Genomic DNA, 21,011 nt, shown 5'->3' with positions numbered 1-21,011 from the left:
GAGATGAATGACACTGTAGAACCTTCAATCGAGCGCCTGAAGGGGCGGCGGATCATTATCACGGGCGCAGCATCTGGGATTGGACGTAGCACCGCGCAGCTGTTTGCGCGGGAAGGGGCAGCCGTTGGGCTTTTCGATCGCGACAAGGAAAAACTCCTGAACGCCGCCGAAGAAATTGGTGGCTCTGCCTTTCCGGTCGACATCACCGACGATGAGGCAGTCGCGACTGCAATCGGGGAAGCTGCGGCCGCTCTGAGCGGGATCGACGGCGTCGTGAACGCGGCCGGCATTATGTTCCGTGGACATGCTGTCGACGTTTCACCCCAAGACTGGCGCAAGGTGATCGACGTAAATCTCACCGGCACGTACAACGTGATCCGGAGCTGCATCCCCTGGCTCCTCCAGGAAACGTCGGCAACAGTTGTTACGATTGCCTCAGCGGCAGGGCTGCTGCCGAACTCGCCTGGGTACACAGCCTACGCGGCGTCCAAAGGAGGCGTCATCGCTCTCACGAAAGCGTTGGCGGCCGAGCTGGCACCGACAATCCGGGCCAACACTGTTTGTCCTGGCATGGTCGACACAGCCATGGCCGACGGCCACAGGGGCAATGTTGGAAACTACGCGCTCAATCGCCTGGCCGACCCGGTTGAAATCGCCCGCGCTATCCTTTTCCTAAGCAGTTCCGAATCCTCGTACGTAACCGGGACTGCACTGGCAACGGATGGCGGAAGGTCCTTCCACTAATTATCATCGCCGAGCAGGAACGCGTCGTCGGTTCGATGTAGTCCTTCAATACAATAGGAACCTCCTTGGAGACTGCTGAATTAGGGCGTATTTGGTTTCGCTGTCCGGTTCCTTGGCCGGATCGGGCGCGAGTGTCTGCCCTGGTGAGGGCTGCCGGGTTCCGTCCGAGGCGCGGAAGTCAGGCGAGAACGCTGATGGGCGATGGCTCCGGGGCGGAATGCAGGTTATCGGGATGGCCGGTCTTTCAGGCCAGTACCCAGCTCCCGGTGCTGTCTCGGAATCTGAGGTTCAGTCCCGCGATCCGTAACTGCAGCCAGGCGTTGTTCGGGCTAATGCCCCGGTGGGGAAAACGGCGATTGCCACGGGTGAGCCAGGCGATGGATCGCTCGACCATGGTCCGGTGTGTGCGGTAGTCGTCCTGAGACGCCGAATTCGCGGCGCGTTGACGGTGCTCGCGCTGCAACGCGTCGTGTTTGTTGAGAAAGAGATTGCGTCCCTGCGGGGAGGCCGTGCACCGGGCGCGGTGGCCGTGGATGGCTGGCGCTTCAGGGTGAAGATGCTCATATTCTCCGTAAACAAAGTAGACGGTATCCAGCATAGTGAGATCGATCAAGCCATTCTTGAGGAAACTGTCGGCCTGCCCATGGCGGTAATGGGCGGGCGCTGTCAAGCAGTGCGACTTCGGGGCCTTCGGGGTGGTGGGGGCGCAGGGTGGCCGAGGGCCCTTAGGGCAAGTGAGGGTGTTCGACTCATCACAATTCTGCTTAAATCCTATACTCCGGGATAATATTGATTTCAAGCCTTGCAACGAGGGAGTTGTTCCGACATACCGATCGCAAATTCTCTCGTTGAAAGGGGCCACCTTGGTTATCCGCAAAGATAGGCCATCCAGAACTCCGGGGATCAGCCGGGGCTTAACCCTTCTCTTCGCCTTCGTCGGCGGCGTCGGCGTAGGGAACTTGTACTGGGCCCAGCCCCTTTTGGGCGACATTGCGACGGAGTTGGGCATCGGGCCGGGCACGGCAGGGCTGCTCGTCACCCTGGCCCAGGTCGGTTATGCGCTGGGCGTGTTCTTCGTCGTGCCGCTCGGCGACACCGTGAACAGGAGGCGTCTCATCCCGGCAATCATGATCTGCTGTTCCGTGTCATTGGCGGGCTGCGTGCTGGCTCCGAATTTTGCCCTCCTTCTGTCTACTCTTGCCCTGGTTGGCTTCACCAATGTTGCCGGTCAGATGTTGCTGCCGCTGGCCGGAGATCTTGCCACCGATGTACAGCGCGCACGCGTACTCGGGACGGTGGCTTCGGGGCTTTTATCTGGCATCCTGCTATCTCGATTGGTGAGCGGTATTGTGGCGGATGCCTTCGGGTGGCGCATGATTTACGTTGCGGCATCGGGGACGATAGTTGTTCTTGCCGTCATCATGTGGCGTGCAATTCCAGTCCTCAAGCCTAGGGAGCGGCTACCCTACGGCCGGCTCCTCTACTCAGTCCTCCAAGTTGCTCTTCGGCATCGCCGGGCTCGGGTGATCCCTCTCTTTGGGGCGTCGTTGATGTGCGTATTCACGGCATTCTGGACTGGGCTGACACTGTTGCTGTCCGCGCCTCCGTTCTCTCTTCCCGCATCACACATTGGCCTGGTGAGCCTGCTGGGGGTCTTGGGGGTCATCGGCGCCCGTTTCACAGGACGGGTGTATGACCGCGGGTGGTCCGTGCCTGCCATCGGCATTGGGTTGGTTGTCACCTTGGCAGCGGTCGCTCTTGCCGGCTTCGGTGGCTCATCCATCGTCGCCATACTCATAGCCATATCATTACTGTCCGTCGGCACTCAGTCCGTGCTGGTGCTCCTTCAAACGATGATGGTCTCGATAGACCCTGCTGCACGAAGCCGCCTCAACACGGCCCACATCGTCAGTAACTTCATTGGAGGTGCCCTCGGTTCAACCCTGACCGCATTCCTTTGGCAGGTCGGCCAGTGGACAGCGGTTATGGGTTGCTCGGCACTCGTGGTCAGTTTCGCGCTCATCTTCTGGTTCTTTCAAAGAACGCGTGGTCTCGCGGCAGAGGCGACCTCCTCCGCCAAGCGCACAGCGTCGGTTGACGTGTCGCCGAAGCAACAAAGCCAGGGGAGCCGGTGCCACCGGCGGGCTGAATCACGTGTTGTCTAGGCGCCGCGCGGCTGCCAGTACTTAGTTGCAGAACTGCTTTGAGTAACCTTCACGGTTCCGTCACCATCGTTGTCGCCAGCCTGATGGCAAACTGCAGCCTGAACCTCGTCGTCGCGGCGGGCTTCCTCACCTCAAGGGACCCGATACTGCCCACGGCCCCTTCCCTGACCGGTAAAAATTGGTGCCGCTACGCTAAGGGTCACCCGGGTTTCAACCCGTCACCGGTCAAGTGATCGCCGTGCTCTTATATCTAGGCCAAGGTTTTGCGGACATTGCTGCACATGTTGCCCAGCCCCACTTTTCGGCCTCCTTCGCCTGGCGGGAAAACGTGGCCTTAAGGCGGTGGTGGGGAGGGGAGCCTGATTCCTTCCAGCTGGCTTCCTGACGGCGGCGCAGTCCACGCTTTTGTCGGTTCCGGGGGCTGAGGGGAGCGCGCACTCCTCGACGCGCAGTACGGAGACTTGATGGAACACAGTGAGCAGAAGGAAGGGGTGGTCGATCTCGTACTCGAGGACCTTGAGGGGGCGGTCAGCAGCGTGTCTGCCAATCGGACTGCAGGCCCATTGGGTAATCCAGCCATCTTTATTGCCAGTTGCCTGCGCATCGTAGCGACGCTCAGGGGACGATGACGCCCTTGCCGCTGCTCTGGCGGTCGAACCATGCATAAGCCTTGACTGCATCGCTGAGTTTCCATCGATCGGTGAAGAGTGCGTCGACGTCGACGCCGCGATCAAGGACAAAGTCTGCCAGCCGGCCCATCTGTTCCGTGGAGAGCGTCCAGGAAGTCTTGGCCGTTACTTGCTTTGAAAGCAGTTCTGTCAGGTCGACCTGCAGCGGGGCTCCACGCCCGACCCAGCACACGGTACTCCAAAGGCCGAGCACCTGAAGTGCCTGGTTGGTAGCGATGGGCGCACCTGATGTCTCAAGGCTCTTCGTCACGCCGCGGCCGCCGGTGAGGTCGAGTACTGCCTCGCGGACGGAGCCAACCTCGAGCGGATTGATGACTTCGGCTGCGCCGAAATCGCGCGAGCGTTCCAGCCGGTGCGGTTCAATATCGAGGGCGATGACTTTGGCTCCGAGCGCGGTGGCCAACTGGGTAGCGGAGAGACCCACCGGCCCCTGCCCGAAGATGGCGATGGTGTCGTCGGCGCGCAGGTTGATCATTTCGAGTGCCCCCCACGCGGTTCCAGTCCCGCAGCTGATGGCGGCGGCGGACTCGAATGACAGTCCGTTCGGCAGCGGCATCACGATCGAGAACGGCACCTTGATGTAGTTGGCGTGCCCTCCGTTCACGGCGTATCCGAGTGCGCGGTGCTCCTCGCGGCACATGTGGGTCCATCCCGTCCGGCACTGATCGCATCGTCCGCAACCGATGTAATGGTGGATCATCACCGGGCGCCCGATCCAGGAGGCCGGCACCAGATCGCCGACGGCTACCACTACGCCGGCGGGTTCATGGCCGGCAATGGCCTTCGGGGCCATGCCCCGTGGCTTTCGGTACTCGTGCAGATCGGAACCGCACATACCGGAGGCGCGGACTTCGACGACCACCTCTTCCGGGCCCGGGGTCGGGTCGGGAAACTCCCGCAGCTCGAGCTCTCGGTCGCCTTTGAAAAGAACGCCTTGCATGGAAATCTCCTAATCTAGAAATTGATGGGCAGAGGCTCACGACGCTGGCGGGCCCGGGTTAGTGCAAGGAATGACGTTCCAGCTCGCAAGCTCTCCCGGCATCGGTGTGGGTGGCAGCCCCAAGGGGGTGAATTATCACTGCAGAGAATCGGCGAGTTCCTTGGGGATGCCGATCGATTTCAGTTCGACGTAGGCGTCGATGCCTTCGGGTCCGAACTCGCGACCGAGTCCGCTGAGCTTAACTCCGCCCATAGGGGCCCTGAACCCTGCCGGATTTCCATTCAGCTCCACCGTCCCCGTCTGCATCCGGCCAGCTACACGCAATCCGCGCTCGATGTCCGATGTAAAGACTGAACCGTTGAGGCCGTAGTTGGAGTTGTTGGCGATGGCGATTGCTTCGTCCTCCGTCTGGTAAGGGATGACCGATACCACGGGTCCAAAGATCTCCTCTTGGGCAATGGTGGCGTTGGGGTCGACGCCGGTGAAGACCGTTGGTTCGACGAACCACCCTTTCTCGAACCCGGGCGGGCGCCTTCCGCCTCGTACGAGCCGGGCGCCCTCCGCGGTGCCGGCGGCGATATAGTCTTCAACCCGTTCCCGCTGGCGGGCGCTCACGAGGGGGCCGATCTGTGTGGTCTCGTCCCGCGGGTCACCGATCGGCATGGTGTCGATCATTGCATTGAGGCGGTCGAGGAACTCGCCCTCCATTGTGGAGGGCACCAGGAGCCGGGTTTTGAGGCTGCAGACTTGACCGTTGTTCCGGAAGGACCCTACCCGGAGCGCGGACACGGCGAGGTCCAAATCGGCGTCACTAAGGATAACGGCGGCCGACTTGCCTCCGAGCTCCAGCGTCACCCGTCGCAGGTCCTGGGCGGAGATCTCCGCTATCCGCCGGCCGGCGGCGCTTGAACCGGTGAACGTCACCTTGTTCACGCCGGGGTGCGAGACGAGGTACTCGCTGACTTCGCGGTCGGCCGGGACAACGTTCACCACCCCTGGTGGCAGCCCGGCTTCCGAGAGCAGTCGGGCCACGAAGTAGGCGTCCAGCGGAGTCTCGGGTGCTGGTTTGAGCACCACAGTGCAGCCGGCCAGCAGAGCCGGAACGATCTTTTGTGCCGTCAGCGAGGCGGGTACATTCCAGGGCACGACGGCGGCTACGACACCGACCGGCGCACGGGTGACAAGGGCCTGGCCGTTCGCCGAGCGGCGCACAGTGCGGAAGGGGTACGTCTCCGCGGTCTGCAGGTACGCGTCCAAGATGCCAATGGGATTGACCACCTGGCTGTTGCGGGATTGTGTGATGGGGCAGCCCATTTCAGCGGTGATAAGTTGCGCGAGCTCCTCGCTGCGCTCAACGAGGAGCTCGCGCAACCGTTCCAGGATCGCCACCCGCTCTGGGAGAGACATGGAGGGCCACGGTCCGGCCTCAAGGGCTTGGCGGGCTGCGGCCACCGCTCGGTCGACGTCCTCGCGGGAGCCCGATGGCACCGTAGCGATAACGTCCTCGCTCCACGGCGACACCACCTCGATACGGTCCGGTGTTGCTGGTAGTACCCAGTCACCGCCGATAAATACCGATTCGTGGTTTGTCATCACGTTAGTAGCCATGGGAAAGCCTTTCCGGGAAGTGCGGTGTTGTCGTGGTCTCTGGGTGGAATCGGCATCTGGGCGTGGCCAGGAGTGCGGCTCTGCTGCCTGAGTGCCTACTGTCTTGTGATGTCGGGCGAGTTCGACGCGCTGGAGGCCCCAGCGGATGCATTAGCCTCCGCGGATGAGTCGCTCGCACTGTTCTTGGGGTCGCCGAGCAAAGAGTGGCGCAGGCTCACATGACGTGTTTCCGGCGTGAGAAGGAAACCTGCCAAGCCAAGCGTCAGGGCGAGCCCGATTGCATAGAACGCAGGGGCGACGGGGGTACCGAATTGGGTCACAAGGGCCGTGGCGACGAGCGGGGTCGTTCCTCCGAAGATGGCAGCGGCGAGGTTAAAGGCCAGCCCGTGCCCGGCGTACCGCACGCGCGTCGGGAAGACCTCGACCGCGATAACGAAGAACGCCGAATTGATGAGAGAAACCCCGATCGCCAGGAGGCACTGTCCAAGGAGGGCACCGATCACGGTGCCGTTCGAAGCCAGAGCAAAGGCCGGATAAGCCATCAGCACCAGCCAGATGAATCCCGCGGCGAGCACGGGTTTGCGTCCGACGCGGTCGCTGATGCTGCCGAAGACCGGCCCGAGGCAGGCCAGGAGCAGGACTGAAGCTCCGGTGGTCAGCTGCGCCTGAAACTGGGAAAGGTGGCCGTGTGTCACGACGAACGTGAACATGTACCCGATAACCAGGTAGGCCGCTGCTGTTTGCGGAGCCTGGAGCAGAAGAATGCGTCCAATGGACTTCCACGACTGGGCGAGGCCGCGCATCGTTTCCTTGACCGTGATCTTCTCAACTGCCGCCGCGGCTTCGAACTCCTCGGGGTCATCGAGGCGCAACCTCAACCAGAAACCGACGGCCGCGATTATTCCACCGATAACGAATGGCACACGCCATCCCCAGTCCATATAGGCCGAGTCTCCCATGACCCCGCTGATGCCGACGATCATCAGCGACAGGAACGCCGTCGGGACGTAGAGCGCAAAGATAACGATGCCGATCCACTTCCCACGCTTGTTGTCGGGGGCGGATTCGATGACGTAGGTGTAGCCGCCGGAGGACTCACCGCCCAATGACAGCCCCTGTACGAGGCGGCAGGCCACGAGCAGGATCGGTGCAGCGATGCCAATCGCCGCGTACGAGGGGAGCAACCCGGTCAGCAGTGTCGCCCCGCCCATCATCAGGACCGTCAAAGACAGAATCCGCATTCGGCCAAGGCGGTCACCGAGGATGCCGAAAAGCACACCCCCCAGCGGCCGGGCAAAGAACGCTGCAGCGAAGACCGCAAACGTGGCGAGCAGCGCCGCGGCCGGATCGCCCTTGGGAAAGAAATGAATCGCGAGCGCCGGGGCCGTTAGTGCGTACACCGAGAAGTCGAAGATCTCGACGACGCTGCCGATGGCACCGCCCAAAAGTCGCTGATGTGGGCGAACTTGGGTCTTAGGTTTTTTCATGGTAAGTCTCCTCGTTGAGTGCCTGCATGATTCTGCTGAAGTAGGGAACTTCTCTGGTTCGTTGGGGGCAATCAAGCGCCCACGATTATTCAAGTGCCCTTGATGATCTTGATAAGGCTCGTGCCGGCTGCTTGCGACTCCCGTTTGCGGGCGGCCGTGCCGGTCCGAGCCTTTGAGGTACTTTGTCCAAAGTCATTTGTGAGTGACGTCGGCGCCAAATAGCTTTTGTGAGCGTCAGCTTGTGTAACTCAGTTCCAGAAATGACAGTATCCTGATATGTAGGATTTAGTCAATGGATCTAACTGAATGGTGGAACGAGGTTCCAGTCGTCTAGGCTGAGAGTATCCAGCGTTGGCGACTCGGAGGCTGGCAGGTCCGGAAGCCGTCTTCCCGCCAGCTGTGAAGGACGCCGGGTCCGGAAGGAAATTGGCGAACGAAGTAGGGAGAAGGCATGAGCGCGGAACTGGAGCGTGGACTTCAGGCAATCGAGATGATGAGCCAGGCGCCACGCGGGCTCACCTTCACTGACATCGCCGAGGGCCTGGGGGCATCCAAAGGGCCCACGCATCGGCTCATCGGTGAGCTGGTACGTCTGGGATACGTGCGCGTCGACGAGTTCGGACGTTATCACCTGACGCTGAAACTTACGTCTCACGCCCTGCAGTACCTCGAACTAATTCCGCTGGTGGACCTGGCGGGCCCCCTGCTGGAAGACCTCGCCACGGCCAGCGGCGAACTCGCTCGGCTGAACCTCGTGGACGGAAACCACCTTGTACGCGTCAGCAAAGCCCAAGGCAGGCAGTCCGGTCTGAAGTACGATCCCCTTCACGTGCACGGCGGCAAAATTCCCCTTGCCTCCACCGCAAGCGGCTTACTCCTGCTAAGCGGCCTCCCCGACGACGAGGCTGCGATGCGTTTACAGGCAGAGGGTTTCGCGCTGCCGGACGAGTACGGCTCTGCCGCGCCCCGCAGCCTCGAAGAGGTCATGGAGATACTGCACAGGGCACGGAAGGTTGGCTATCTGTACCTGCCCAACATCTTCGAGGAGGGCATCGCCGCCCTTGCCTATCCCATTCGAGCGGCCGGCAGCAGTGATATCGTCGGCGTACTCACAGTGTCCGGACCCAGCTTCCGCTTCACCGAAGGGGCAGCCCAAGGCGTGCTCCCTGTCATGGAGAAAATCGCGGACGAGCTCGGACGCATACCTTTGGCAGACATGCTCGGATCCTACGTCCCCACCCAGGTCGCCTAAGAGCTACTGAACGTGGCCGCCAGGCCCTGGGCCGCCCAGGGCCTCAGGTGTAAGCCATGATCCTCCCCGCGACCGTGACGCCCGACCATAAGGCGAGCGAGACGATGGCCGTGGCGTGGGCGGCAACGGGCGTCGACCGGCCCACGTCCCAGTGGGCCACGCCACGGTACGTCCCCCGGTTGAAAGATCAGGATGTTCACGCCTGCCAGCACGATCAGACTCAGGTTTTAAGGAGCGCTGCCACGGTCAGCGATGAGGGTCGCGCTGGAGAGGAACATCGCCACCCCGGTGGCCGTCTTAATGATGAATCCAAGCTGTGACAAGGGAAGGAGATGCTTGGCCGCGGTCGTCACCCGAACTGCCTGCCGGCCCAGCCCAAGTAGCCGAAGATCAAAAGCTGCTGCGGGTCCGATGAGGAGGGCGATACCAATGATCTGGACGCTCTCAAGCATCGGGATACATGTAGGCCGTGCCACGGACGGCTTCGCCGAACCAACCGTCCTCCAGCCAGGAGAAGACGCCGTCCATGACGAGCCCCCTCACGGCCGGCGCGAGCGTGCGCGCAGGTAGAAGGCTCCACCGGCGACAATCGCCACGAGCGTGCCGCCGAGCGCGGCCCACGCAACGGTTGGTGACGGGTCCGCGGAATCCGTGTCGTTCGAGTTCCCGGCGGTGGGGTCCCGTGCGGCTGACGGGGCATTCTCGGCGCTGTCGGGATTCGGGGCGGGCAGCGGCGTCGCGGGCAGTTGGTTGACCGGACGACCGTCCTCATACCAGAAAACGACCGGACGAAACTCGTCGCTGTGGCTCCGGCCAATGTACCCGACCGCTTGCTATCCTCCGGAGCTTGAAGATGCTCGGGCAGAGGCAGTTCAGGGGTGTCAGCCGGAAGGTCTCTCTCGAGGGTCACCGTGAAATAGGAATGCGGGTCGCCCCAGCGGACTTCCGAGACCGTACCCGCAATGTAGATACGCATTTCGAGTCGGTCCTTCCGAGAGTGTAATCCGCATCCAGCTAACCCCGCCTTCCGGGAAGGAGGGAGACCCTGCCATGAGGAGTCCCTGGCAGGGCCACCTTGAGAAGCTGCTGGCTACAGGCCAGCGTGATGCCGATATGGCGAGCCAACTAATGGTGCATCACGACGATCCCCTAACCGCCAGTTTTCAACGCTTGAATAGCGGGCTGCTTTACGGCGTCGTTCAGGTCTTCAGGGATTTTGGTTGGCTTCGCCCGTTGACCTCCATGAGGTGGGACGTTCCAGTCATAGTCTTCCTTCGTTGGGGCGGCTTGCAGAATGAAAAGTAAGCGGCGCTATAGACAATATCTCGCTATTTGGGATATCTTCGGCGGAAGCCCTGTGATCCCGGCCTCTGCGCCGGCCCCTATCAGTGCTGACCCAACACCCGCCTCTCAAGGAGGAGAACAGCAGATGATGCGCCAGGATTTACGGCGTTCCACTCTTGTTGTAGATGACAGGCACACCATCCGGTAAAGAAGCGAATGGTCCAGCTGGGGCGCTGCACTTCCCTAATTAATCAAACCTCAAGCAAAAAAGGAACCAACTTAATGCGTGCAACCCTCATGTACGGCCCTGGTGACGTCCGGGTGGAAGACGTCCCGGACTCAGTCATCAAACATCCGACTGATGCGCTCGTCCGCGTGACCGCATCATGTATTTGCGGCAGCGATCTGCACCCGTACCACTCCATGTCTCCCGAAAATGGACCCGCACGGATGGGCCACGAGTTCATCGGCGTCATCGAGGACATCGGCTCGGCGGTGGCCACCCTCAAAAAAGGTGACCTGGTGGTCTCTCCGTTCGCTATTTCCGACAACACCTGCGAGTACTGCCGCGAAAAGATGCACACATCCTGTTCGCACGATGAGGCGGGCTTTTGGGACACTATCCTGGACGAAGGTGGCCAGGCCGAGGCGGCGCGTGTACCGCTGGCGGACGGAACCCTTGTCAAGCTGCCAGTCGCCCTCGACTCATCCCTGATCCCGTCCCTGCTGACCCTCGCCGACGTCCTTGGTACCGGCCATCACGCTGCCCACGCAGGCGGCGTCAACAAGCGCACCAACGTCACCGTCATCGGGGATGGGGCCGTCGGGCTGATGGCCGTCCTGGCGGCTAAACGGCTCGGAGCCGAGCAGATCATTCTTATGGGCAGGCACAAAGCCCGCACCGACCTCGGCCTCGAGTTCGGCGCCACCGACATCGTCTCCGCCCGCGGCGATGACGGCATCGCCCAGGTCCTTGACCTGACCGGCGGCCACGGCACCCACGTGGTCCTGGAGGCCGTCGGCCACATGCCAGCCTATGACCAGGCGGTGGGCGTCGTTCGACCCGGCGGCATCATCAGCCGGGTTGGCGTCCCGCAGTACGAGGACGGCCCCATTGGGTTCGGCAGCCTGTTCCGCCACAACATCAAACTTACCGGAGGGCCCGCACCGGTGCGCGCCTACATTGAAGAGCTGCTGCCCGAAATTCTCAACGGCACGATAGAACCGGGCAGAGTTTTTGACGCCACCACCAACATGGACGGCATTCCTCAGGGATACAAGGACATGGATGAGCGCAGCAGCCTCAAAGTCCTCATCAAACCTTGAGCCTGCCGGAGGAAAGCATTTCAGGACCTTTGGGGCCAAGAGAAGATACGTGTGGTCGTGACTCCGCAAGGGGGGACGAGCCTTCCCGCGGGGTATTGCGGTACTGGTAGAAAGTGTCCGTCTCGATGCCCTAACGACCGGGTTGGCTGCGTTTGTCTGCCATTGGTGTGATCCTGGCCCCTTGTTCGTCAGCGGACCGCCCCGTGGTGCGGACCGCTGCTTGGGGGCCTGGCGTTTGTGCCGGCTACACCTGGAATCGCCCCTTAGCCGGTACCCCCGCCAAGCACGTCCACGTGCACGTGGTCGAGGTGACGCAGGATGTCGTTGCCCGGCTCTGGTGCGTCGTAGTGATGCCACTGTCCTCGAGTGCTGTGCACGCTCCAGAAGCGGTCGTCAAAGATGACGTACTGGATGTCCAGCTCCTCGGCGTGAGCCACGAGCCAGTGGGCCAGTATCCATCCCTGACGCCGGTTTTCCTCGGTGACAGGGCGGAAGAAGATGTCAATTGCCCGGCCGTCATAGTGCGTCGAGTCCGCTCCATGCCCCTGACCAACGCCACCCGGGGCAAAGCCGCCCAGGCTTTGGTCGCCGAACACCTCGTCCATAGCCTCCCGCAACTGTTCGGCGCGAGGTGTAAGGCCGGTGACACTCAGCTGCTGTTCCTGAAGATCATGTGCGGCCGAGCCCTGGCAGGTCAGGGAAGGACCAGAGTCTTCGGACGGCCCCTCGGCAAGCCGCTGTAACACCGCCTCGTCAATGTTGGATGTGTCCGGGCCCTCCATCCCGCGGGCCTGGAGCGCGACGGCGGTTGTTGCCAGCTGCGCTTCCGCACGGTCGAGTCCTACCTCTCCCTCCGAGGTGTCGACTGTGCATTCCGGAGGCCGCAGCAGCACCGGGGCAGTCTCGGCGTGCGAGCCGCTAAGTAGGCCAGGCCCGAGGACCAGCAGCACTGGCGCGAGGATTCCGAGCAGGAAAAGGCTCAGGAGCAGCCGAAGCGAGCGGCGCCGGACGCCGTGCGTCTTGTCGTTGGCCATGACGTGGTTGACGATGGGGGAGTCCTCTCTTGTGAAGTCCAGGCTCTTGTAGACGAACTCCACCCGTTCGTTGCGCGGATGCCTCCTGCTCCATCTGGCTGTTGACTAAAGACGTTGTCTCCATCCAACCATCTGCCAGGAAACCATGGCGGGCCCTGCTGAAACGGGTTAGGACAGGACCTCCCTAGGCATTGCGGACTCGTCGTAACTGCTATGGATAACCTGGCCGAAATACGGCAGTTCCTCTCTACCTGCCGTGGACGCCTTACTCCGGTGCTGGCGGGCATCGAACCGTACGGCGGGAGGCGCCGCGTCCAGGGGCTGCGGCGGGAAGAAGTGGTTCGTCTCGAGGGAGTCAGCGTGGAATATTACATCCGTCTCGAGCGCGGAAACTTGGCTGGTGTTTCATGCAGTGTCCTAGACGCGATCGCCGGGGCCTTGGAACTCGACGAGGCCGCGCACTAATACCTCTATACCCTTGCCAGAGCAGCGAACAGATCCGATCGAAAACGCGCCAAGGGCACTCACGCATCAGGCGTGAAACCTGTCATACAGCACCTCCTAGATTCGATTACGCCGCCCCCGCCATCATCGGGAACAATCGGATGGACATCGTGGCCGCTAATACATTGCTTTGCCTTGTATTCCGACATGTACCGCGGCGCCGCCCGACGCGCCAACCATTCGCGCTTCATCTTTCTCGGTCCCCGTGCCCACAACTTTTATCCCGACTGGGAACGTGCTGCGAATATAAATGTCGCTATCCTCCGCCGCGAAGCCGGTCAAAGCAACACCGATGGGCGTGGCAGGCCTGCGGCAGAGGTCGATCGGCTGATAAGCGTCCAGCCAATTATGCAAAACAGTGACCATTGGTCATGCAATTCGCTGACGCTTTTAGGTGTCCATTCGCTCTGGGTTGCCTGACAGCGAAGGTGTTGTGTTGAGGGGTTCTGGCAGAACCCGTCTTAGCAGGGACTCCCGCTGACTGTTCCGGCTGTGGTGTGGTGGAAGGGACGACGATGTCCATCAAGATACGCAACTGACGATCACGAGGATGAATACGATGAGCACGGACAACGCAAATCACAACACAACGAAGGGACTCCGGGCAGAGGGGGTGCCGCGCCGGAACATCATCCAGTTGATAGGTGCAGGCGGGGCGGCCATCGGGCTCTCCACCGCTGCAGGGCTGGCAGGAGCCGGGCCGGCTTTCGCCGCCCCGGCTGCTTCACGCAAAGACTTGGAAACCGGCGACACCTCGAACGGGGCGGATAACTTCTACACCAGCGACCAGGTCACGGTGAAGAAGATCTCGTTCAAGAACAAGTACGAGATGAAGGTCGTCGGGAACCTGTTTGTTCCCAACAACCTGAACCGGGGGACCACCCACCCGGCACTCGTAGTGGGCCACCCCATGGGTGCCGTGAAGGAACAGAGCGCCAACCTCTACGCCACCAAGATGGCCGAACAGGGTTACGTCACGCTCTCCTTCGACCTCTCCTTCTGGGGCGAGAGCGCAGGAAAGCCCGGAAACTCCGTACTGCCCGACGTCTACGCTGAAGACTTCAGCGCCGCCGTCGACTACTTGCGGTCCCAGGCCTTCGTTGACAAGGAACGCGTCGGGGCCATCGGGATCTGCGGCAGCGGCAGCTTCGTGATCAGTGCGGCCAAGATCGATCCCAGGATCAAGGCCATCGCCACGGTGAGCATGTACGACATGGGCGCGGCCAACCGCGACGGGCTCAACAAATCCGTGACCCTGGAACAGCGCAAGGCTACGATCGCCCAGGCCGCTGCCCAGCGTGACGTCGAGTTCGCGGGTGGGGCGGTCGCGTACACCGGAGGAACACCGGAAGTACTGACTGCTGAATCAACGGCGGTGGACCGGGAGTTCTACGACTTCTACCGGACCGCCCGCGGCTACCACCCGAACACCACCACGCACCCGGCCCTGGCCACGAACACCAAGTTCATGAACTTCCACCCGTTCAACGACCTGGAGCTGGTGGCGCCGCGGCCGCTGCTGTTCATCGCCGGTGACCAGGCCCACTCCAGGGAGTTCAGCGAAGAGGCCTACCGGCTCGCCACCGGCCCGAAGGAACTCTTCTGGGTTCCCGGTGCCGGCCACGTGGACCTCTACGACCGCACCGGACTCATCCCCTTTGACAAGCTCACGGACTTCTTCCGCACCCAGCTCTAGGAAACCCCGGGGCCCGCGCAACCCCAACACGCGCGGGCCCCTGTCCGTTCGCCGATCTCAAGATTGGTAAGGGGGAAGGGACCGGGGTTGCATTCATGATGTTATGGGGCAAGCATGGACGAAGGTTTAGCGTTTGGGTGCTACCAGCAGCGCCGCAACACATGAGGTGACCCCCTATGCTGCGACCAGCGGGCCGTTCGATCAGGAGCGCTCGGTCGCTTCTGCGCGCTGTGGCTTGCGGTATATGTTTCGGGCTTGCTGGCCTGGTTTGGTCCATGCCACGGTTCCGGGTGCATCGGTTACGGCGGGCGGCGACGTGCCCAACGTGCGCGTCTCACATGAGGGTGCGCAACGTGACGGTCTTCGTGGCCGCGGCGCTGCTTCTCGCAGGAGCTGCCGCCCGGACCTTCGACTCCGTCTCGCCGCAGATCGTTTGCCATAGTCACATCACCCCGGACGGGCAAGTGCAACCCGAGCCCTACCTAGAGATCTCGCCGCCTGTCCCATGGAGCGTTACCCGAAATTTTTTGGTGGCACCCATCAGCGGAGTCGGGGTTCTGGCCGGACGGGTGATGGGGATGGAGTCGTGCTCCGGACCGCCGCTGCTTGTCATGTTCTGGCCGCCACCCCGGACCAGTGGGGGCGGAAGCGTCCTCGGAGATGTGTTCGTCGCGTGGATGCCCCCGGGAGAAACGCGGGCCGGCCCCTTGAGTATCAACGGCTACGGGACAGAGGGTGAGCGGTTGTACGTCAGGTATGGCCCGAACATCTCACAAGCCAGGGCTGAAGAGGAGGAGCTCGGGCTTCACGAGTCGCGGCATGTGGACCAGTGGGCTGTTGCCAACTTACTGGCCGGCCCATCAGCCTTCCCCGCTGCCTACTTTGTCGACGATGCGCTCTTTCCCGGGTCGCGCAACCACTTTGAGCGCGACGCCGGCCTGTCGCTCGGCGGATACCCGCCCGCACCGGACAATTGGCCGGCCCCTAAATGGTTCGAAACTGCGGGAATTGCCGTGCTGGGCCTGATCATTTTCCGGCGCCGGTTGCGTTGGGCTGTCCGGGTGATCCGGGGCGGCGGGAGGCAGCGTACTGCCCACGCCTCCGGCGCGTGCCCTGTCCACACTCGTGGGTGGAACCCCCTGGCCGGTGGTCCGGCCAGGTGATGTCCGCCCGCGCGTCAGGGCACGTTGTGTCCGGCGGCCTGGATCAGTCCGTACCACTCGCCCCGAGTCAGTGGGATGTCAGAGCCGGCTGCCGCGTCCCTGATCCGCTGGGGGGTGGTGGTCCCTAGGACTACCTGGAAACCGGCCGGGTGGCGGGTGATCCAGGCTGTGGCAATAGCGGTCGGCGTAACCCCGTACTTGGTGGCGAGCCGGTCGAGTTCGGCGTTCAGCTTCGGATGGTCCTCCGAGCCGAAGAATACGCCGTCCTGGAATCCCTTTTGAAAAGGTGACCATGCCTGCAGGGTGATTTTGTTGATGCGGGCGTAGTCCACGACACCCCCTCCGTCACGGCTGATGGAGTCGTCCTCACCGGTCATGTTCGCTGACAGGCCCTGCGCGATGATCGTGGAGTGGGTAAGCGACAGCTGTAGCTGGTTCGCGACGATCGGCTGCGTCACCGCGGTCTTGAGCAGGTCGATCTGGCGCGGTGTGTGGTTCGAGACCCCGAACGCGCGGACCTTCCCGCTTGATTCCAGGTAGTCGAACGCGCGGGCGACCTCGTCGGGCTCGACGAGCGCGTCGGGTCGGTGCAGCAGCAACACATCAATATAGTCAGTCGCGAGGGCTTGCAGCGACTCTTCGGCGGAGGTCACAATGTGTTCATAGGAGGAGTCATAATGCCACTCCTCCGCGACGATGCCGGTCTTGGTTTGCAGGGTGATCTGCTCGCGCTCGGTCGTGCTCAGTTTAAGGGCGGAGGCGAATCGCCGCTCACAGGTGTGGGGTTGTCCGCCGTATAGGTCGGCGTGGTCGAAGAAGTCGATACCCGTATCACGGGCTGTGGTGTACAGCTTACGGATATCCTCGTCGGAGCTGTCCTTGATCCTCATCATGCCCGCCACGATGTTGGGCACATGGCTGCCTGCCGGCCCAAAAGGAACGGTGCGCATAATCTCCTCCACGAAGTACGTCTTGTGCATTTGCTGGTTCATTCAGTCAGAAACCGTGAACTGCGAAGCCCTGGAAGTTTTGGCTATTAGTCGGTTTCAGGGCTCGTGCAGAAGGGACAATCACTCCGGTTGGTGTCTCCTACGCAGACTGGTCCCAACGAGCTAATAGTCTTGAGCCGTGGCTCAATGGTATTTACGTCTTTTTGATCAATAGGCACGGTTGGTCGCTTTCGGTTCTCTTTGGATTGCCGGATCCGACCGGTTGCGAGCACAATCGGATCCGGCAAGATTGAGTGAAAATATGGGCCGCGAGGCCGGAGGAACAACCGGTGTGTGGGCCAATTATCCGAAGGCCTACGCCTTGGACCGGTTGGCGGTTCCTACATTGAGGTGATGTCAGCCAGAATGCGTGATGCGCCGAATGGTTTGTTTCTGGTCCTGCAGCAGAACAAATAAGCGGGGTTCTACCCCGTCGGCTGCCAACCAGAAGCCTGACTTGTCCTTCATCACCGTCTCGATGACCCCTCGTCGTACTTTATGGCCCAGTCGTCGCACTTCAACGAGTTCGCTTGGCACCGGCATCCACCCCGGGCTGGTCAACTCGTTCTCCGTTCCCACAACGATGAGGGCGTCTTCGTTGTCTTGCTTATGCGCAGTATTCATGACTTCCCCTTGAATCGATAATGATTGGTTCAATAGCCTGCGTCACAACCGCCCTGCCGCCCTCTGGATGTTTCATAGCCTGTTCTTAGGGCACGTCAAGGCGGGAATCCTTAGCTAGGACGAGCGGCTTCATTTGGTGGTGTCGTGATACAGCCCCGCGGCACGTGCTCGCTGGGTGGCCAGCTCGATCACCAGATCGAGGTCGGGGGTAGGGACCTGCACTAGTTCGGCCAGATCGAGTGGGACACGGAACAATCCGTCGATTTCCATGGGTCGGCCAGCCAACAGGTCCTGCGCGATGCTTTGAAGATGGCTGGATGTAGCCAACCTACTCAATCCTTTATCAGGATCGCCCGGGTCGCATCCGAGGGCGCGGGCAATCGCGACACCCTCGTCGGCCATCGCCTTGGCGGTGCCGGCAACGGCGGGCTTGTCAAGGACGTCCTTCATGGCCGAAGCGGTAAGGACGCCGAGTGAACCCCCGATCAGGTTCATCACCAGCTTTGCCCAGACCGCGTCGCGGATTTTCGGCGTGATGGTTACCTCCAGGCCGCTGGGGTTCAGGAGCGACGCCAGTGTGTCGAGCCTTGCGTCAGGCTTACCGTCGGGGCGTCCGATGATCAGCCGGTTGACTGCGTTCTCGGCCCGAATCACTCCCGGTGCGATTACACTGCAGGCAGTGTAGGCCACGGCGCCCGCAGCGCGTTCCGGGCCGATGTGGTCCCAGAGTGCCCCGGTGGGATCCAGCCGTCGCAAACGGGTGCCGTCCAAGGTTCCGCCGTGAGAGTGGAAGTACCACCAAGGAATGCCGTTCATGACAAACAGCACCAGGCTGTCGCGGTGGAGCAGGGCAGCGACGTGCTCGGCGATGGCTGGCAGGGCCGGGGCCTTGACCGTGACGATGACGATGTCCTGCGGGCCAAGGTCGGCTGGCTGGTCGGTGGCGACCGGGCGGGAGAGGAGTGTCCCGTCGCGGGTTTCTACGCGCAAACCGTTCTGTTGGATGGCGGCAAGCTGTTCACCGCGGGCGATCAGCGAGACTTCGGCGTCACTTCCGGCCAGCCGCCCGGCGATATGCCCGCCAACGGCTCCGGCACCATATATGCAGATTTTCATGTTCTCTGTTTCCTGGAGTCGACTACGCGAACTGCTGACGTTTTTGTGTTGCTGCAGCGCTGAGGAAGGTGATGTCGTTGCCGGCGGAAACGTAGCCGGCGCCGAGTTCGAGGTATTGGCGGATCAGATCCGGCCAACCACCAAGGCCACCGATTCCCACCGAAACTCCATTCGCCTGGCAGGCCTTAATGACTCGCAGGTAGGCATCGTGCACCTTGGGGTGGTCCATCTGTCCGGCGATCCCAAGCCCGACGCTGAGGTCATTCGCTCCCACGAGGACCATGTCGATCCCGTCCACGGCGGCGATTTCTTCGACGGCGTCGAGTCCCGTCTGGGACTCGACCATTGCGACGACCATCGAGGACTCGTCAAGCACCCGGACGACGTCGGCGGGCGGGTACGTCCGGTAGTTCAGCTGCGGCGCGGCGCCGGCGAGGGAGCGTTCCCCGAGAGGCGCGTGCTTCACCGCGCGGACGAGGGCGCGAGCCTGGGCGGCCGATTCCACGCCGGGGACGATGATTCCCATGGCGCCTGAGTCCATGACTCTGGCGATGAGTGCTGGGTCCAGGCCGGGGACGCGGACCAGGGGGGTGACGCCGAGGTGGTTGCAGGCCATGCAGATTTGCCCTGCGGCTTCCAGGGAGAAGCTGCTGTGCTCCATATCAATGTAAATGGAGTCGAAACCAGCGGTGTAGGCGATCGATGCGATGTCGACGGTCCGCACCAGCCGGACGGTCATCGAATATACGGTCTCGCCCCGGGACAGCTTTTCTTTGGCATGGTTGCGCAGCAGGGGGGTGGCTTCATTGTTCATCTTCTGTGGTCTCCTGATCGACGTGGATGTTTTAGCCGAAAAGAGCCGGCAGTGTTTGGGCCTCGTCTTCGAACCCGTACAGGGATTTGATTTCGAGGTATTCTTCGAGGCCGAACCTGCCCATGGAGCGGCCGATGCCTGACTGCTTGTATCCGCCCATGGGCGTGTAGGAATCCGTGGCCGCGCCGTTGTAGCTGACTCGTCCGGCTCGCAGGCCGTTAACTACGCGGCGGGCATTTGCCCGGTTCCCGCCAAAGACGTAGCCCCCGAGACCGTAGGGTGAGTCGTTGGCGATCCTCAGGGCCTCGTCCTCGTCACGGTACGGGATCACGGCCAGGACGGGTCCGAAGATTTCCTCCCGGGCGATCGTCATGTCCGGGGTAACTCCGGTGAACACCGTCGGCTGCACGAAGTAGCCCTGGTCCAGGCCGTCAGGCCGTTCAAGGCCGCCGGTGACGAGGGTAGCGCCCTCGTCAAGACCGGTCTTGATGAGATCCCTGATCGATTTGTACTGCGCGGCGCTAACGACCGGGCCCATTGTCGTCGAGCCCTCCAGCGGGTCGCCCAGGCGGAAGCGCTCTGCCTCATCGACAAGGAAAGGTACCACCTGCTCCACCTGGCTTTCGTGCACCAGCATGCGGGTGGGGGCATGGCAGGACTGGCCGGCATTGAAGAAGCTGCGCTGGATGTTCCAGCGGGCGGCTTTTTCCAGGTCAGCATCGGGCAACACGATGTTGGCAGACTTTCCCCCCAGTTCGAGGGAGACGCGCTTTACGGTTTCTGCGGCTGCCGCTCCTACCTGCTGCCCGGCGCCGGTAGAGCCGGTGAAGGAGATCATGTCCACACCGGGATGGCGGGACAGTGCATCACCAACGTCGCGACCGGTCCCGTTTACCAGGTTGAACACACCTGCAGGCACACCCGCTTCGTGCAGCACCCGGGCAAGCAGCGTGCCGCTGGCAGCGGAGTTAATGCTGGGTTTCGCGACGATCGTGCAGCCGGCAGCCAGCCCGTAGATCATCTTGATGACACCGGTCTGAATCGGCCAGTTCCACGGTGAAATCAGGGCGCAGACCCCAATCGCCTCCCGACGGACGATGGCGCCGCCTATGCGTGCCTCGAACGGGTACTCCCGCAGGATGTCGCGGGCCACCCGCATGTGATCGGCCGGACCGGTGACCTGGGCGCGGCTGCTGACGGGAATGCCAACTTCGCGCGCAATCAACTCGGAGAACTCGTCCGTGTACGACTCGTAGACCCCGATGATGCGGTCGATCAGCGCGATTCGTTCCTCCGCAGAGGTGGTGGAGAAGCTTTCGAATGCGCGTTGAGCCGCAGCAACGGCGCGATCTACGTCCGCTGCGGTCCCCAGCGTGACCCGGGCGAAGGCCTCCTCGCGGGTGGGATCGATGAGCTCCACTTCGCGAGGGTTGATCGGTTCGGTCCATTGACCGTCGATGTAAAGGTGCGGGTACTGCTTCATGATTGGGGTTCTCCTGTGAGTGGCGTGTGGGGTGGGGTTAGCTGCTGTGGGTGTAGCCGCCGTCGCAGGCGATGGTTTGGCCGGTGATGAATG

The 21,011-nt window shown here is 62.1% G+C and carries 18 protein-coding genes; 7 read left to right on the top strand and 11 right to left on the bottom strand.

From position 1 onward, the window contains the following. Nucleotides 1-3: 3 nt before the first annotated feature. Nucleotides 4-744, top strand: a complete 741-nt coding sequence (locus ACZ9BC_RS14370) for an SDR family NAD(P)-dependent oxidoreductase (protein WP_476246520.1) — start codon at nt 4-6, stop codon at nt 742-744. A gap of 244 nt (nt 745-988) precedes the next feature. Here the strand turns inward: ACZ9BC_RS14370 and ACZ9BC_RS14365 are convergent, their stop codons facing one another. After that, nucleotides 989-1,414 (bottom strand): transposase, encoded by a 426-nt coding sequence (locus ACZ9BC_RS14365; protein WP_476246519.1) that lies wholly within the window; start codon nt 1,412-1,414, stop codon nt 989-991. Nucleotides 1,415-1,484: 70 nt separating this feature from the next. Here ACZ9BC_RS14365 and ACZ9BC_RS14360 point away from each other — a divergent pair, with 70 nt between their 5' ends. Next, nucleotides 1,485-2,909 (top strand): MFS transporter, encoded by a 1,425-nt coding sequence (locus ACZ9BC_RS14360; protein WP_476246518.1) that lies wholly within the window; start codon nt 1,485-1,487, stop codon nt 2,907-2,909. Between the two features lie 615 nt (nt 2,910-3,524). Here ACZ9BC_RS14360 and ACZ9BC_RS14355 read toward each other — a convergent pair. The 3 genes from ACZ9BC_RS14355 to ACZ9BC_RS14345 form a co-directional block, all read right to left on the bottom strand. Continuing rightward, nucleotides 3,525-4,538 carry an alcohol dehydrogenase catalytic domain-containing protein gene (locus ACZ9BC_RS14355; RefSeq protein WP_476246517.1) on the bottom strand — a complete coding sequence of 338 codons (1,014 nt, stop codon included), beginning with the start codon at nt 4,536-4,538 and terminating at the stop codon, nt 3,525-3,527. Between the two features lie 135 nt (nt 4,539-4,673). Next, on the bottom strand, nt 4,674-6,146 hold the full coding sequence (locus ACZ9BC_RS14350; protein WP_476246516.1) for an aldehyde dehydrogenase: 1,473 nt from the start codon (nt 6,144-6,146) through the stop codon (nt 4,674-4,676). A gap of 95 nt (nt 6,147-6,241) precedes the next feature. Beyond that, nucleotides 6,242-7,633 (bottom strand): MFS transporter, encoded by a 1,392-nt coding sequence (locus tag ACZ9BC_RS14345; protein WP_476246515.1) that lies wholly within the window; start codon nt 7,631-7,633, stop codon nt 6,242-6,244. Between the two features lie 451 nt (nt 7,634-8,084). On the opposite strand from ACZ9BC_RS14345, the gene ACZ9BC_RS14340 reads away from it, so the two are divergent. Next, nucleotides 8,085-8,885 (top strand): IclR family transcriptional regulator, encoded by an 801-nt coding sequence (locus tag ACZ9BC_RS14340; protein WP_476246514.1) that lies wholly within the window; start codon nt 8,085-8,087, stop codon nt 8,883-8,885. Between the two features lie 227 nt (nt 8,886-9,112). Here ACZ9BC_RS14340 and ACZ9BC_RS14335 read toward each other — a convergent pair whose 3' ends face one another. Next, nucleotides 9,113-9,337 (bottom strand): hypothetical protein, encoded by a 225-nt coding sequence (locus ACZ9BC_RS14335; protein ID WP_476246513.1) that lies wholly within the window; start codon nt 9,335-9,337, stop codon nt 9,113-9,115. Nucleotides 9,338-10,451: 1,114 nt separating this feature from the next. Here ACZ9BC_RS14335 and ACZ9BC_RS14330 point away from each other — a divergent pair. Then, nucleotides 10,452-11,495: a zinc-dependent alcohol dehydrogenase family protein gene (locus ACZ9BC_RS14330; protein WP_476246512.1), complete on the top strand. Its 1,044-nt coding sequence runs from the start codon at nt 10,452-10,454 to the stop codon at nt 11,493-11,495. A gap of 263 nt (nt 11,496-11,758) precedes the next feature. On the opposite strand, the gene ACZ9BC_RS14325 is transcribed toward ACZ9BC_RS14330, so the two are convergent. After that, the gene (locus tag ACZ9BC_RS14325) at nt 11,759-12,592 is read right to left on the bottom strand and encodes a VldE C-terminal domain-containing protein (protein ID WP_476246511.1); all 834 of its coding nucleotides are present in this window, start codon (nt 12,590-12,592) and stop codon (nt 11,759-11,761) included. Between the two features lie 588 nt (nt 12,593-13,180). Here ACZ9BC_RS14325 and ACZ9BC_RS14320 point away from each other — a divergent pair. From ACZ9BC_RS14320 to ACZ9BC_RS14310, 3 genes are all read left to right on the top strand, one after another. Continuing rightward, entirely contained in the window at nt 13,181-13,453 is a 273-nt protein-coding gene (locus tag ACZ9BC_RS14320) for an MmyB family transcriptional regulator (RefSeq protein ID WP_476246810.1), read from the top strand. Nucleotides 13,454-13,592: 139 nt separating this feature from the next. Next, nucleotides 13,593-14,729, top strand: coding sequence for an alpha/beta hydrolase (locus ACZ9BC_RS14315; protein ID WP_476246510.1), 1,137 nt, complete (start codon nt 13,593-13,595; stop codon nt 14,727-14,729). A 353-nt stretch (nt 14,730-15,082) separates the two neighbouring features. Beyond that, nucleotides 15,083-15,892, top strand: a complete 810-nt coding sequence (locus ACZ9BC_RS14310; protein ID WP_476246509.1) for a hypothetical protein — start codon at nt 15,083-15,085, stop codon at nt 15,890-15,892. Between the two features lie 14 nt (nt 15,893-15,906). Here the strand turns inward: ACZ9BC_RS14310 and ACZ9BC_RS14305 are convergent, their stop codons facing one another. The 5 genes from ACZ9BC_RS14305 to ACZ9BC_RS14285 all read right to left on the bottom strand — a co-directional run bounded on the left by ACZ9BC_RS14305 (nt 15,907) and on the right by ACZ9BC_RS14285 (nt 20,918). Next, nucleotides 15,907-16,842: an aldo/keto reductase gene (locus ACZ9BC_RS14305; protein ID WP_476246809.1), complete on the bottom strand. Its 936-nt coding sequence runs from the start codon at nt 16,840-16,842 to the stop codon at nt 15,907-15,909. Between the two features lie 396 nt (nt 16,843-17,238). Next, nucleotides 17,239-17,505 (bottom strand): hypothetical protein, encoded by a 267-nt coding sequence (locus ACZ9BC_RS14300; RefSeq protein WP_476246508.1) that lies wholly within the window; start codon nt 17,503-17,505, stop codon nt 17,239-17,241. 129 nt (nt 17,506-17,634) lie between these two features. After that, nucleotides 17,635-18,621, bottom strand: a complete 987-nt coding sequence (locus ACZ9BC_RS14295) for a ketopantoate reductase family protein (RefSeq protein ID WP_476246507.1) — start codon at nt 18,619-18,621, stop codon at nt 17,635-17,637. A gap of 22 nt (nt 18,622-18,643) precedes the next feature. Beyond that, a complete protein-coding gene (locus ACZ9BC_RS14290; RefSeq protein WP_476246506.1) occupies nt 18,644-19,435 on the bottom strand; it encodes an HpcH/HpaI aldolase family protein in 792 nt (263 codons plus the stop codon). Between the two features lie 31 nt (nt 19,436-19,466). Continuing rightward, the gene (locus ACZ9BC_RS14285; RefSeq protein ID WP_476246505.1) at nt 19,467-20,918 is read right to left on the bottom strand and encodes an aldehyde dehydrogenase family protein; all 1,452 of its coding nucleotides are present in this window, start codon (nt 20,916-20,918) and stop codon (nt 19,467-19,469) included. Nucleotides 20,919-21,011: the final 93 nt, after the last annotated feature.

Source organism: Pseudarthrobacter sp. TE3704, assembly GCF_056279405.1.
The sequence above is the reverse complement of the archived record's forward strand: the minus strand, read 5'-3'. Positions and strand labels throughout refer to the sequence as shown.